The sequence below is a fragment of the Paenibacillus piscarius genome, assembly GCF_022234545.1.
Classification (GTDB): domain Bacteria; phylum Bacillota; class Bacilli; order Paenibacillales; family Paenibacillaceae; genus Paenibacillus_AQ; species Paenibacillus_AQ piscarius.
Map to the genome: position 1 here is coordinate 75,494 of NZ_JAIEUI010000023.1, position 14,162 is coordinate 89,655.

Below are 14,162 nucleotides of genomic sequence, written 5' to 3' on the forward strand. Positions count from 1 at the left end.
TGGGGTATGATAGTAAAGATGCAACCATGAAACTAATAGTATGGATGGTGGAATATGTCGAAGAACAAAAAAACCGGTGTCATTCTGGCCGCTCTCGTCCTGGTTATCGCCGCTGCTGTGATTATCTGGCTTACCGTGGGCAATAAGAGCGGGGACAGCAGCCCGGCTGCTACTGAAACTCCCGGCAGCGCTACGGCCTCCAAAGACGGAGATACGAAGTCCCTGGAGCAGACGTTCTATATTTACGATACGGTCGTCACTATCAAGGTGTTCGGCAATACGGTAGAACAGAAGAACATGGATGATATTCAGGCCATGCTGGAGCGGATGGATATCGAATTCAGCCGGACCAAGACGAACGGGGAATTATATGCGGTGAATCAGGCGGCGGGCAAGGAAGCCGTTGCGGTCTCTGATGAAACGCTGGATATTGTGAAGCTCTCGCTCAAATATGCCGAGGAAATGGACGGGCTGTACGATCCGACCATCGGGCCGCTGGTAGACCTCTGGGCTATCGGTGAAGGCGGCGAGCGTGTGCCGGACCAGGCGGCGATCGATAAGGCCAAGAGCCTGATCAACTACAAGGATGTCATTGTTGACGAGGCTGCGAAGACGGTCAAGCTGGCCCGGGAAGGCATGGTGCTGGATATGGGCGGAATCGGCAAAGGCTATGCGGCTGACCGGATTGCCGATTATCTGAAGGCACAGGGACTGAACAGCGCGATGATCAATCTCGGCGGCAGCAGCATCATTGCCCTGGGTAACAAGCCGAACGGCTCGCCGTGGAATATCGGCCTTCAGGACCCGGATCAGAGCCGCGGTACCCAGCTTGGTACGATTAAGATTACCGATGAGGTCATTGACGCCTCCGGGGTATATGAGCGTTACTTCATGCAGGACGGGGTGCGCTACCACCACATTCTTGACCCGCGTACGGGCTTCCCTTCACAGAACGGGCTGAAGAGCCTTACGATCATGAGCCCGAACGCTACGGATGCGGATGCCCTGTCCACCGGAGTGTTCCTCATGGGGCTGGAAGACGGTATGAAGTATCTTGAAGCGCTGCCGGAGCAGGTTCAGGCCTTCTTCATCACAGAGGACAACAAGATCTATGCCACCTCTGCACTGAAAAAGCGGCTGAATCTGACGGATTCGACGTACCAATTCGCGGACTAGGCTTCTTGGGGCAGGATTGTTGCAATTTTTGCAGGATTTCTGTGAAAATGTTACTGGCTGTGAGGCACGAGGCCTATCCCCGAGCGCTGCAGCACACAAAAGGTGCCTTCCATAATGGAGGGCACCTTTCGTTGTTAGCTTGGACGCGCCTTGTAACCACTCAATGCGTCACACCAGCGGCAGCTCACTGAACTCCTTATAACTCGCGAAAATATAGCTCGGCGTATGATCCGTACCCGGCTTACGCCCGCGCGGATTATACCAGCAGACCCGCCAGCCTGCCGTAAGCGCACCGACCACATCATTGGCCCAGGTGTCGCCGACATAGAGGCTGTTCTCCGGCCGGGTACCCGTCACCTTGTTAACATGGGCGAAGATGGCCGGGTCCGGCTTCGCCAGGCCGACAGCATCTGAGATGAAGATCATCTCCTGCGGGATGATCCGGTCAATCCCCAGGCCGCGAAGCTTGGCCATCTGATGCTCCTGCGGACCATTGGTGATAATGCCAACCGGATGGCCCTGGCTGATGAACCGCTGAAGCTGCTCCGCTACGCCTTCGATCAGCTCAATCGAATACTGGCGGCTAATGTAGGAGGCCTGCATCTGTACCGCCTGCTCCCGCGAGAGCGGCAGACCAGCTTCGGCAAAAGCCAGCTCCAGCCGCATCACCCGTGTCTCCTCCAGCTCCAGCTCCCCGCTTAAGTACTTCGGCCACAGCAGGTCGCTATGATGCCTTACTGTGTAGAACAGCTCTGCGTAATCCAGCTTGTCCTCCTCAGGGGCCAGCACCTCCCGCACAGCTTCCCGGAACGGGACCAGATGGTCGTACAGCGTATCATCCAGATCAAAAAACACAGCCAGCTTACCATTTGTCTCCGTCACACTAATTCTCCTAACCCTGCCTTAGAAATATAAGTAATAATTGTAGAAGCTCTCGTCCCGCACATATCCATGGGCTTCGTATAAACGCTGGGCTCCGGTGTTGTCCATCATGGTTGACAGCGTCAACCCCTTGGCTCCTGTCCCCTGCGCGTATCCCTTCACGCCTTCAAGCAGCAGAGAGCCCAGCCCTTGACCGCGCTGCTCCTGCGTCACGAACAGATCGTTCAGTATCCATACCGGCTGAACCGTAATCGAAGAGAACGAGGGATATAGCTGCGCTATCCCATAGATCCGCCTGTCTTCACCTTCACCGGCAACCGCCATGAAGACAACGGATTCCTCATGCTGCAATCTTGCCGTCAGGAACTCGCGGGCAGCCTCCAGGTCCGGGGCTTGTCCGTAGAAGCTGCGGTATTCATCAAATACCGGTGCCAGCTCCTCCACATCCTCAAGCTCTGCCCGTTCAAAACGAAAGTTCAACAATACTATTTCCTCCTTTAGCGGTATTCGCGATGTACTATAGAAGTATTCTAAGGCTTAGCTTCTACCATAGCCCATAGAGAAAACAGCACATTGTATGGATAATTATCCCCTTACGCCTTGGAATCATAGAAGACATGACGGGCCGTAATTTTGCCATCCGCAATGTCCATCAGGCCGAAGGAATATTGCTTCTCCCGCCGCTTGTCCGTAGGGGACCCGGGATTGAACAACAGAATCCCGTTCTCCCGGCGCATCAACGGCTGGTGGGAATGGCCGAAGAGAATGCAATCCACCTCCTGGCCTTCAAAAGCGAGCAGTGCATTACCATCCGTCCCTTTGCGGGAATAGGGGGCATGTCCGTGGACCATCCCGATGCGCATCCCCTCCAGGGTCACAATCTTGCGCTCGCCGAAGCGCTGGATGATGTCATAGCCGTCATTGTTCCCGGCAATCCCCTCCACCGGGGCAAGCTCGGCCAGCAGATCATAGATCTCCGGCGACACCCAGTCGCCCAAATGCAGAATGATGTCCACCTGGCGGAATTCTTCCATAAGCACAGACGGCAAGCCCTTGGCCCTGCTTGAGAGATGGGTATCCGACACAACTCCAATTTTCATCTGCTTCATCTCCTGCTCCATGTATTCGCAGCAATTAGCCGCCATTATACACTACTAATGTTCTGCTAATTGTACGATCTGCGGGAGGGATAATCAAGCAAGAGGGCGGGCAACGCGGGCAGACTTCCTCTATTTCAGAACGACCCATTCCCCTTGGGCATCTGCGGAGCGTACCTCCGCCTCGAAGATCTCCAGCGACTCCGCCGCACTCTCCGGGGTGCACACCACAATGGGCTTGTCATGAATAACCGCATCCAGGAAATAGACCAGCTCGCGGTAGTATCCGGCATCCGGGGACAGCTCCGCCGTATAGCCCGGCTCATGATTGGGATTCACCTGAAGCTGCGCACCGTCAAACACCAGATTGCCCCGTTCAAAGTTGACCCGGTAGCCCATATAGAAGCCGAAATCCCCCTCCAGCGTCCAATCAACCTGGGCGTTGACGACCTTCCCATCCCTATAAAAATAATGCGTGGAGCATAGATCATAGCCGCTGCCCGGCAGCACTTTACGCGCAAGCGTCGACACCTTCTCCGGCTTGCCGAACAGGTAGCTGATCATATCCGTGTCGTGAATATGCATGTCCAGAATACTGCCGCCGCTGAGCCTCTCATCCAGGAACCAATCCTTGGGCGCGCCGGAGCCGCGGTAGAAGTACCCTTCGGTCACCTGGCCGAACCGGCCGGATTCCACCGTCTCCTTCAAATACTCATATCCCGGCCAAAAGCGGAGGCACTGCCCGATCATCAGCTTCCGGCCGCTGCGGGCCGCCGTCTCCGCCATTCTCCGCGCCTCTGCTGAGGTCCGGCCCATCGGCTTCTCACAGAAGACGTGATAGCCGCGCTCCAGCAGCGAGCAGGCCATTTCGGCATGAAGATAAGTAGGGACGCAGAGATCAATGGCATCCAGCTCATTCTCTGCAAGCATCGTCTCCAGCTCCTCATAAAGATGATAAGCCGTCAAATCATAGATGTCGCGGGCCGTGCTCATATTCCCGTCTGCCTTGGCATCCTTAAGCTCTGCAATCCGCAGGTCACAAATGGCCCGCAGGGCCACCGGGTAGCCCTCCTCCATCAGCCTTACATAATTATCGAAATGCATCCGGCCCATGAAGCCGAAGCCGACTAATCCTATTCTCAGCATACTCTTACCCCTCCCAGGCTTTATAGCCAATTTCCTACTCACGCTATCTCTCCAACCGGACCCAGGCACCCTCCCGGCCGGCCGATTCCATCTCCGCCTCAATGATCTCCAGCGAAGCTGCCGTGCTCTCAGGCAGGCAGGTGGATACAGGCTTGCGGGAACGGATGGCCTCCAGGAAGTAGATCCACTCCCTATAGTAGCCGCTATCCTCAGGGAGCTGCGCGACGTATCCCGGCCTGTCGTTCGGATTCACCCGGACCCTATTACCGTCAAACACCACATTGCCCTGTTCAAAATTGACCCGGTAGCCCATACTGAAGCCGAAATCCCCCTCCAGTGTCCAATCCGCCTGGGCATTGATGACCTTGCCGTCCTGGTAATAATAGTGGGACGAAACGATATCATAGCCGCTGCCCGGCACTACATTCCGCCCGAGCGCCGACACCCTCTCCGGCCTCCCGAACAAATACTGGATCATATCGGTATCGTGGATGTGCATATCCAGCATACAGCCGCCGCTCAGCTCGCCATTCACAAGCCAGCCCTTCGGAGCGCCGGACCCCCGGTAGAAGCAGCCCTCTGTCACCTGCCCGAATTCGCCGCCGGCAACAACACTTTTTAGATATTCATAAGCCGGCCAGAACCGCAGGCAATTGCCGACCATCAGCGTCTTGCCGCTGCGCCGTGCCGTGTCCGCCATCCTCCATGCTTCAGCAGAGTGCCGGGCCATCGGTTTCTCGCAGAAGACATGGCAGCCACGTTCCAGCAGATAAACGGCCATATCCGCATGAAGAAATGTAGGAACCGCCAGACAGACGGCATCCAGCTCCTCACCCGCCAGCATATCCTCCAGGCTCCCATACAGGTTATATGCGGACAGATCGTAGGTCTCACGCGCTGTACTCATATTCCCGCCGGAGGCTGCGTGCTTCAGCTCCCCGATCTGCGGATCGCAAATGGCGGTCAAAGTGACACCATACCCCTCTTCGCCGAGCCGGACGAGCTGATCGAAGTTCATCCGGCCCATAAATCCAAAGCCCGCAAGCCCCACCTTAAGCATTGCCGCCACCCCGCTTATCCTCTGGAACCGGAGCGTCCCAGAATGGCATCCATAGATTCAGACGTATTGAAAATAATCTGCTCCGGATGATGCTTGTACGCCGGGATCATCTCCCCCGTCACAAAACTATCGTATCCAACCTCCCGGAGCGCCTCCACCACCGCCGGATAATCCACATCCCCGGCAAGCAGGTCCACGAACCCATGAAGCCCTCCAGCGTCGCGGCGGTAATCCTTGAAGTGAACCTTCTTGATCCGGTGGCCCAGTATGCTGATCCACTGCTCCGGGTAACCGGAATGAACCACATTGCCGACATCCAGATAGGAGCCTACATAGTCCGAGCCGGCGGCATCAATGAACGTACGCATTTCAAGCGGCGACAGCAGGAACTTGTTCCACACATTCTCGATGCCGATGGAGACTCCCGCCTGCTCCGCTTCTGCCGCCAGCGCGGATACCGCCTCCAGTGCCCGGTCATACGCCTTGTCGTAGGAGACCACCTCACAGCCGGGAATGAAATCCACACCCACTGCACCAGGGATCACCAAAATCGTATCGGCACCCAGCACAGCGGCCAGCTCCAATTGCTTCTTGCAGATGTCCACCGCCTTCGTCCGGTTGGCTGCGGATTCGCTGGTCATCGCGTACGACCAGTACAGACCTGTAGCCAATCCGGCAATCTCCAGCCCCAGATCGCTGACAAGTGCCTTCAGCCTTAATGCTTCTTTCTCTCCCGTCTGCAGACCCAGCTCACCAGTCTCATTCAGCGACAGCTCGATGCCGTCGAACCCTGCCGCTTTTGCTATGCGGGCGCATTCCGCAATTTCCATACCTTCAGGAAACGACCAGATATTAATGCCTTTTTTCATAGGAATCATCCTCTTTTTTTGTTATTTTCCGTGTTTCAGGAATATGAATAATAACACGCTATTTTCCTTGATTTATTTAGATTATAATAGTTATACATTGTGATTGATTTAGGGGATACTGATAACTTTTGGATTATTCCGGTCAACTTTATGTACAGGAGGAACAGCGATGGCCATACCAGAGCCTTCTTATCCGTTAAGACGGCAGGTGCCCTCCAGAGAATGGTCGCCTGGGATTCATTACGCACAGCTACAGACCCTTATGCCTTGTACTTTTCCAAGAAGAAGGTTGTATGATTTCGAGCTGCTCTACATCCGGCAGGGGAATCTGCTGACCAGAACGGAGCATCAGGAGTTCCGCTTAAGCTCAGGCCAGCTCATCTTCCTCTCCTCCGGGATGTACCACCAGAACATCATCGTCTCGGAAGCCGAGACAAGGCTGCTGGGGATTCACTTCGACTTTTTTGGCGAATCCGTCATCACCCGGGAAGAGGATATGCTGGTCAACGAGGATGACGTATCAGCAGGAAAGTTCGCAGTGGAGGCCGTGACCGCCCCTTTCCTGCCGCTGTCTGAAGACCCTGTCTATACGCCTTCCCCCGAATGTGTCCTCGCGATGGAGCAGCTTGTCCATGAATTTACGATGCGCCATGCGGGTTATGAATGGGTCTGCCGCGGTTTGATGCTGCAGATTCTGTCTTCGCTGCTACGCTCACAGAGCTCCCGGCGGCTGGCCAAGGCTTCGGTGCATGGAGAGCGGATCAGGGCGCTGATTGACGACCTAGAGCTTCATCCGGCCAGCCGCTGGACCAACCGGTCGATGGCCGCCGCGCTGAATATGCATGAGGACCATTTCTCCAAGCTGTTCCGCGAGCTGGCCGGGATGCCTCCGGGCGAATATCTCCGGGCCATCCGTCACCGGGAAGCCCGCAAGCTGCTGCGCGAGACGGATGACTCGATTGAAGCCGTAGGGGCGCGGGTCGGCTACCCGGATATCCACTACTTCAGCCGGGTATTCACAGCGAACGAGGGCATCTCACCGCGTGCCTACCGCAAGCTAGCGCGCATTTTATAACCCGAACGCCAAAAGGCGGGCCGATGGCCCGCCTTCCAGCTGCTATTCAGTTCACTCGTTGCCTGATGCCGTCTGCAACGTAATCAGCAGTGTCTGTCCCAGCGTATCTGCGGTATTGACCCGCAGCTTCACTGTAGGCGACAGCCGGGTAACCTCGATCCGCCCGTCTTTGCTGATGATTCCCGCCGCCGCTTCGTCCAGCTCCAGTTCAATATCCCCCTGGTTCTCCAGCGTAGGATCGGAGACGGCCAGCTTCAGTATTCCGTCCCCCGTATTTCTTTTAACCATTACAGATGCTCTCTTGTTAGAGGTTACGCCTCCTGCTGAAGTAAGAGTATCCGTCCAGAAGTTGTACCCTGTAACGTTAAGTGTGTTCTCCTTCACCGCTTGGACAGTCCGCGTATTGGCCAGCACCGTGACATCCGGCGCAGCGGAATAGGCTTCTGTAGCCTGCACGCTTGCATTCGGCAAAATGATGTATTCATACCCCTGGTCTGCCGGATTGCTGCCATGGTCCATCCACAGCGTCAGGAAATAGTTCTGCAGCAGCGCTGTAGGTACAGTAGAGGAAGGCGGATTGGCCAAATTGATATCAGACCATCTTCCCTGCTGGAGGCCCCGGCTCACCCGCACCGGCGAGTGCTGTGGGAAGACATAACCGATGTCCGAATCTGCCGTATTGCCCTCCAAATGCGCCCAGGACGGACTCGGTGACTCCTGCTCCGTTATAATTCCGCCCAAGGATACGCCATCCAGCACGAAGCTGTTCGTGTTGTCTTCCTTCAGCTTCCGCTGCTCAATGACCGTTTCGACCGGCAGGTTATCGGTACTTGTGATGCCTGCGCCCAGTGCAACGATTTCATTGTCAAAAGCAAACCAGGACTTCCGCGCCTGCATTTGCGTGCCATTCTGCTTCAGCTCCATGCCTGTGGCCCCGAAGGTATCCAGTGTGGTTCCGCCTGCCCAGGCATTGGCCGCGACAGACTCACCATCCCCGTATTGATAATTGCTGGCATCCCTCGGGCGGGAGACCACGGTTGTTCCGGGCAGACGGTTCCAGTTCACTGTTGCCCAGAAGCTGCCGGTATACTGCGACAGATCACCGTTGTAGAGATACGTCATTCCGTCGCCGGTGTACCAGCCCTTGGGATTCTCTCCGTTGGTAAGCTCATAGGTGGCAATGCGCTTGGAGCTTTTGCTGACACCAAACAGATAATCTCCGCCCCGGTGCACACTACGCGCCATGCCGTTCAGCTCATAATGCGCCGGAAGGCTGGCTGCGGGCGCAATTGCAGGATCTTCCACCCACCCCTTAATCGTATCCGCCAGATCGAGCGGGAACAGGTAGTAGGATGCCCCCTGGCTGAGCTGGTACTGCACATGATATTTCACCAGGCTTTTGAGTGGAGCGGATAATGCTGCAGGTGCGGTCTGGGCAATCCGGGCGATGCCCGCGAGAATATTCCTGCCTGAGTAATAGGCATCCGCCCCCGGTCTTACAATCGCACGTCCCCGCGTCATGTCGATCGCCTGACCTTGGTACATCACCGGAGCGAAGCCTTCATCGATCCAGCGGTACACATTGCCCAGCTCGGGAACAACCGGCTCCCAGGTGCTTCCGTTCAGCAGGAACAGCAGATTCCCCATCCCCTGAATCAGAACCTCGCCATAGCTTCCTGTGTAGGCTATCGTGCTGTGCTGCACATATGAGCCGTCCTCATAGAACCCGTCGCCGGATGCAGTGTACTGGAACAGCTCGTCCATCCCGTTCCGGGCCTGAATCAGCCGGTCATAATTATGCTCGACCAGCCCCAGCCGGATCTGAATCAGCATAATGTCGGAGCGGTTCGCCCCGGTCTGGTTGAAGGAAGGAGCGGTGATGTCTCCGATGTAATGGTCGATGCTTGCCGTATTGCGCAGAATCTGTTCGGCCGTCAGCTCGTCATACATCAGCACCAGAATATCAGCCAGACGGTGGGGAACACCGATATCCCAATTCCACCAGTTGCCGTATTCTGTACCGGAGTCCGTGTACAGGTGATCCAGCATCCAGTCCAGCGCCTCCAGAAGATCATCCCGCAGCGCGGAATCATGGTAGAGCGGGGTTCCTTTGGTCTGATAGGCAAGGGCCATGCTCTTCAGCCGGGTATAATGACTGTTAATATACGCTGAGTCGCTGGCGGAAGCAGGCAGATCCGCCCACAGCGAAGTGCTGGAAGGAGTAAGCTGCATTGTATCCCAAAAGCCTTGAGCAGCATCCGCACCCGCCTCAAGAATCGGCTTGACCGCCGGATCATTCACATCCAGAGAGGCTTTGCCGGTAAGCGTCTCCAGCCACCGCAGCCGAATCTCATCATATTCTCCGGGATCATCCGGCTGGGGCGCAATGACTTCAACCGTCACCGAATCCGCCGCACCGTCTCCCGTGCTTACAGACACCTCAGCCGTCCCGGCGGCTAGCGCCTGCAAGGTTCCGTCTGCCGCCACGCTTACTATGTCCGGGTGATCGGACACCCAGGTCAGTTGTGTATTCGTCGCATCTGAGGGTGTGACAGCCGCGTTCAGTTGTAAGCTGCTGTACTTGGGAAGCTGTATAGGCGCAGGCGAATAAGTAACCATAACCGCTGTAACCGGAATGTACGGAGTCACAGCTACAGCAACAGACGCCGATACAGCCGGATCGGCTTGGGATACCGCTGTAATGACTGTAGAGCCAACCGCTCCGCCGGTGATCTCACCGGCAGCGTTGACAGAGGCCACCGCAGGATCAGCGGAGCTCCAGCTCACCCCCTGATTCGTTGTATTCGCAGGCTCGAATACAGGCTGAAGTGTCCGCTTACCGGTCACGGCCAGGCTCACTTCATCCGGCAAGGCCATAGACTGCGGCAGCACCTGCCGGGTCACCGTCACAGGAACGGTCAGCGAATAATTGCCCTCATTGGTGCTGACTGTTACTGTTGTGCTGCCCTCGCTGAGGGCATGGACCGTGCCAGAGGTTACCGTGGCGACGGAAGGGTCTGCCGAACTCCAGACCAGACGCTGGTCGGAAGCATCCTGCGGCATCACCGTAACCGCAATATCGGCACTGGCGCTCTCAGGTAATTCAAGCGCTGTTACAGAGGCGCTGATCCCGGTAAGCGGCACATAATCCGCAAGCTTCAGATCATCAACCCGCCACTCTCCCTGCTGGCCGTTCTGATAATACTGATGAAGGTAGACATGTCTGATATTAGACCAGGCGGACGGCAGCGCAGCTTGTCCCGCGTATTGGTCATTGATGAAATAGGTGACGGTGTGCGCCGGGCTGTCCACGAACATTTTCAGCCGGATCCATGTGTTCTGCGCGTAGCTGCCCAGCAGCTCATTGCCCGCCCCCCGGATTTCTCCTGCGGCATTGAAGGTTAGAGCGGCGACATTCGTAGTGCTTGTAGCGGGATAAGGGGCATTCAGGCTGCGGAATTGAATCTCCCGGCGGTGCGAGGTGCTGTTCATATAGACCGAGGCTTCAAAAACCAGCTTCCCGGTGAGTCCGGTATCCCCGTTCGCCGTTCCGCCCAGATGATTCCTTCCGGTACTCACATTCTTGGTGCCCGAAACGATGCTAAGGCTATAATCCTCACGCTGGGGAGCATTCTCGATCATGACATAATCGGTATCCGGCGCAGAATTATAGATACCCCAGCCGCCCCCAACGGAGCCTTTATAGGTAGAGCCGTTATCCAGCTTCGTATTTCTGGCATTGCCGCTCTCGTCATAGTTCACATTGAGATGGACAGTGCCTGCGGCCTCCGCCGCCGGCCATGGTACAGCAGGCAGGATGAGCGACAGGATCAGCAGCACTAATAAGGGACGGACGATAAAAGGCTTGATGCCTGGCTTCATGAACAATTGCATGGCAACCCCTCCACGAATTATAGTCTTACAGCCCTAACTCCGCTCACGCTCATACCAATACCCGGGAATCCCCTTCTCCAGGCGCATCAAAGCCTCCAGATAATAATAGTCCCCCCAGATCATATAGCCGTCCGGCCCATAGTTGCCTCTGACATGATAGGAGCCGTGGTCAATGAGACCTTCCTCCACCCCGGCCATGCCCAGTGCTGAATCAGCCAGTGCATTCATCGTCCGCGTCACAGCCTGCTCCAGACGCGGACGGAATGGGTCATCAGCCGCAAGATGCTCCAGCAGCTCAAGCATGCCGCACGCGGCAATGGCGGAGGCGGAGCTGTCCGGGTTCACCGAGCCGGCGGCCGGAGCATCGAAGTCCCAATAGACAATGCCGCTCTCCGGAATCCGTTCGATAAAATAAGCAGCCATGCGCTTCGAGGTCTCCAGAAACGCAGAATCGCCTGTGAAGCGGTAAGACAGGGCAAAGCCATAGATGCCCCAGGCCTGTCCGCGCGTCCAGGTGGAGCCGTCGCGGAAGCCCTGGTGCGTCCCTCCCCTTAGCGCATTGCCGCTCCCGTCGAAATAGAAGGTATGATAGGAGGAGTCATCCCCCCGCACCAGGAATTTGCGCGACAGTCTGGCTTGGGCGGCTGCAACCCGGGCATACCGGTCATCCCCGGTTACCTGGGAGGCCCAGTACAGCAGCGGCAGATTCATCAGGCAATCAATGATAATCCGCCCGCCGTTCTCCGGATCATTCTCCGGTCCCCAGGCCTGGATAAGCCCAGCGGATTCACGCCAGCGGCTCAGCAGGTGGTCGGCGGCACGCAGTGCCAGCGCCTTATGCTGCTCATTCCCTTCCACAATCCAGCCCGCCAGCGCGGATAAGCCGTACAGGAAGCCGATGTCGTGATGGTCCAGTGCCAGCTTGTCTCCGAGCCGGCGGTCAAAGCTGTCCACCTGTGCATGGGCATGCTGGCGCAGCGCTTCGTCTCTGCTGTACTCATAACAGAGCCAGACGATTCCGGTCCAGAAGCCTTCAATCCAGTCTTCGTTGCCGCCCCATTCATAGTGCTTGCCGTTGGAGATATGGGGGAATTTCTGAGGGTGCTCCTCCAGATTTCGTTTGGTTTTGAGCACAGCGGAGGCAATCGCCTCCTGCCACTTCACACCTGTTGCTATTGCTTCTTTCACAAGTCTCATCCTTTCACTGAACCGGCTGTAATGCCCGAGATAAAGTACCGCTGGAAGAACAGGAAGACTGTAACGACAGGAATCAGCGATAATACCGTGCCCGCCATCACCAGTTGGGTTTGCGAGGTGAACTCACCATTCAGACTGGCTAACCCTAGCGGCAGGGTCTTCAGCCGGTCGCTGGTCAGATAGATCAGCGGAGCCTGGAAGTCATTCCATACCCAGGAGAAGGCGAAGATGCCAAGGGTGGCCAACGCCGGCTTGGCCAGCGGCAGAATGACCCGGGCGAAGATGCCGAATTCATTGCAGCCGTCAATCCGCGCCGCCTCAGACAGCTCCTTCGAGATGCCGGAGAGGAACTGGCGCATCAGGAACACGCCATAGGGGCTGAAGATTTCCAGCACAATCAGCGCCCAGTGGCTGTCCACCAGGCCCAGCTTTTTGATCACAAAATACTGCGGAATCATAATAACCTGATATGGGATCATGAAGGCCGCGAAGTACATGATGAACAGGCGGTTCTTCCCGGGAAAGTCCAGCCTGGCGAAGGCATACCCGGCGAGGGAGCAGGTAATCAGCTGCCCCAGGGTCACCAGAATGGAGACCTTCAGGGAATTGAAGTAGTACAGCGGAAAGGGAATGCTGGTCCAGACCTCAGCGTAATTCTCGAAATGGAAGTTCTGCGGAATCCACTGGATCGGATACTGGAACACTTCCTCCTGCAGCTTGAAAGAGGTGGAGAGCATCCACAGGAAGGGCACGACCATGATCAGGGATATGACAATCATGAGCAGATGCGACAGCGATTTCGGCACTGCCCGGCCTAGTAGTTGACCCATCGTTTCTCCCCCTTGAATTGAACATAAGTGATTACCAGCACGATCAGGAACAGCACAATGGCTTCAGCGGAAGCATAGCCGAAGGCGGAATTACGGAACGACTGGACGAAGATATCATAGACGAGCAGCTTCGTGGACCGGCCCGGACCGCCGCCCGTCATGACGTATACAAGATCGAAGGATTTGAACAGATTAATAATGCAGGTGATAATCACGAAAAAGGTGACCGGAGACAGCATCGGCAGTGTGATGTTACGGAAACGCTGCAGAATGTTGGCCCCGTCAATGTTGGCCGCCTCGTACAGCTCCTTGGATATGCCCTGCAAGCCGGCCAGGAACAGCAGCATATAGTATCCGGCCATCTTCCAGGCCGAAACTAGAATAATACTGAACAGGGCCCATTTGGAGCTGACGAGCCATCCGGGCGGCTGGTCCATGAAGTTGCCGAGGAACATGTTCAGCGGACCGAGCGTCGGATTGAAGATCGCCTGCCAGACTACCGCTACGGCGATGAATGAGGCGATATGCGGGAAGAAGAAGGCCGCTCTATAGAGCGAGATCCCCTTCAGCTTCCGGTTAACCAGCAAGGCCAGAGACAGGGAGGCAATGATTACAAGCAGGCAGGCGCCGAACGTGTAGACCAGCGTATTCTGCAAGGCGATCCGGAAGTTATCGTCCCGCAGCAGCCGGACATAATTGTCCAGCCCGTTCCATTTCAGCGCATTATAGCCGTCCCACTCCGTGAAGCCGAGCCCAAGCGCCATCACACTCGGGATGCCAATGAACAGCAGGAACCCCAGCAGATTCGGCAACAGGAACAGATAGGCCGTTCTTGCCTGCGGATGCATCATCCGCCGCCATAAGGACGCATCCCCGCCTGCAGCAGGCCGCACGGCCTGCTGCTTGCTAAGCGAGCTTTTATTCAAAGTAGACATC

The 14,162-nt window shown here is 56.3% G+C and carries 12 protein-coding genes; 2 read left to right on the forward strand and 10 right to left on the reverse strand.

The features are described 5' to 3' along the window. Positions 1-54: 54 nt before the first annotated feature. Positions 55-1,176: an FAD:protein FMN transferase gene (locus K1558_RS27130; RefSeq protein ID WP_238655095.1), complete on the forward strand. Its 1,122-nt coding sequence runs from the start codon at positions 55-57 to the stop codon at positions 1,174-1,176. A gap of 168 nt (positions 1,177-1,344) precedes the next feature. Here K1558_RS27130 and K1558_RS27135 read toward each other — a convergent pair whose 3' ends face one another. The 6 genes from K1558_RS27135 to K1558_RS27160 form a co-directional block, all read right to left on the reverse strand. Further along, positions 1,345-2,058, reverse strand: a complete 714-nt coding sequence (locus K1558_RS27135; RefSeq protein ID WP_238655096.1) for an HAD family hydrolase — start codon at positions 2,056-2,058, stop codon at positions 1,345-1,347. 21 nt (positions 2,059-2,079) lie between these two features. Further along, a complete protein-coding gene (locus K1558_RS27140) occupies positions 2,080-2,541 on the reverse strand; it encodes a GNAT family N-acetyltransferase (RefSeq protein ID WP_238655097.1) in 462 nt (153 codons plus the stop codon). A 110-nt stretch (positions 2,542-2,651) separates the two neighbouring features. Beyond that, positions 2,652-3,158, reverse strand: a complete 507-nt coding sequence (locus K1558_RS27145; RefSeq protein ID WP_238655098.1) for a metallophosphoesterase family protein — start codon at positions 3,156-3,158, stop codon at positions 2,652-2,654. 129 nt (positions 3,159-3,287) lie between these two features. After that, entirely contained in the window at positions 3,288-4,301 is a 1,014-nt protein-coding gene (locus K1558_RS27150) for a Gfo/Idh/MocA family protein (RefSeq protein ID WP_238655099.1), read from the reverse strand. Between the two features lie 43 nt (positions 4,302-4,344). Continuing rightward, entirely contained in the window at positions 4,345-5,361 is a 1,017-nt protein-coding gene (locus tag K1558_RS27155; RefSeq protein ID WP_238655133.1) for a Gfo/Idh/MocA family protein, read from the reverse strand. Between the two features lie 14 nt (positions 5,362-5,375). After that, positions 5,376-6,230, reverse strand: coding sequence for a sugar phosphate isomerase/epimerase family protein (locus K1558_RS27160; RefSeq protein ID WP_238655100.1), 855 nt, complete (start codon positions 6,228-6,230; stop codon positions 5,376-5,378). Between the two features lie 169 nt (positions 6,231-6,399). On the opposite strand from K1558_RS27160, the gene K1558_RS27165 reads away from it, so the two are divergent. Next, positions 6,400-7,305: a helix-turn-helix transcriptional regulator gene (locus K1558_RS27165; protein WP_238655101.1), complete on the forward strand. Its 906-nt coding sequence runs from the start codon at positions 6,400-6,402 to the stop codon at positions 7,303-7,305. Between the two features lie 51 nt (positions 7,306-7,356). Here K1558_RS27165 and K1558_RS27170 read toward each other — a convergent pair whose 3' ends face one another. From K1558_RS27170 to K1558_RS27185, 4 genes are read right to left on the reverse strand one after another with little or no spacing between them, the layout of a single operon-like run. Then, positions 7,357-11,199 carry a polysaccharide lyase family 8 super-sandwich domain-containing protein gene (locus K1558_RS27170; protein ID WP_238655102.1) on the reverse strand — a complete coding sequence of 1,281 codons (3,843 nt, stop codon included), beginning with the start codon at positions 11,197-11,199 and terminating at the stop codon, positions 7,357-7,359. Positions 11,200-11,232: 33 nt separating this feature from the next. Next, positions 11,233-12,387, reverse strand: a complete 1,155-nt coding sequence (locus tag K1558_RS27175) for a glycoside hydrolase family 88 protein (protein ID WP_238655103.1) — start codon at positions 12,385-12,387, stop codon at positions 11,233-11,235. Between the two features lie 5 nt (positions 12,388-12,392). Beyond that, on the reverse strand, positions 12,393-13,226 hold the full coding sequence (locus K1558_RS27180; protein ID WP_238655104.1) for a carbohydrate ABC transporter permease: 834 nt from the start codon (positions 13,224-13,226) through the stop codon (positions 12,393-12,395). Further along, positions 13,211-14,161, reverse strand: coding sequence for a carbohydrate ABC transporter permease (locus K1558_RS27185; protein ID WP_238655105.1), 951 nt, complete (start codon positions 14,159-14,161; stop codon positions 13,211-13,213). Before K1558_RS27185 ends, K1558_RS27180 begins: the two co-directional genes overlap by 16 nt. Between the last annotated feature and the right edge of the window lies 1 nt (position 14,162).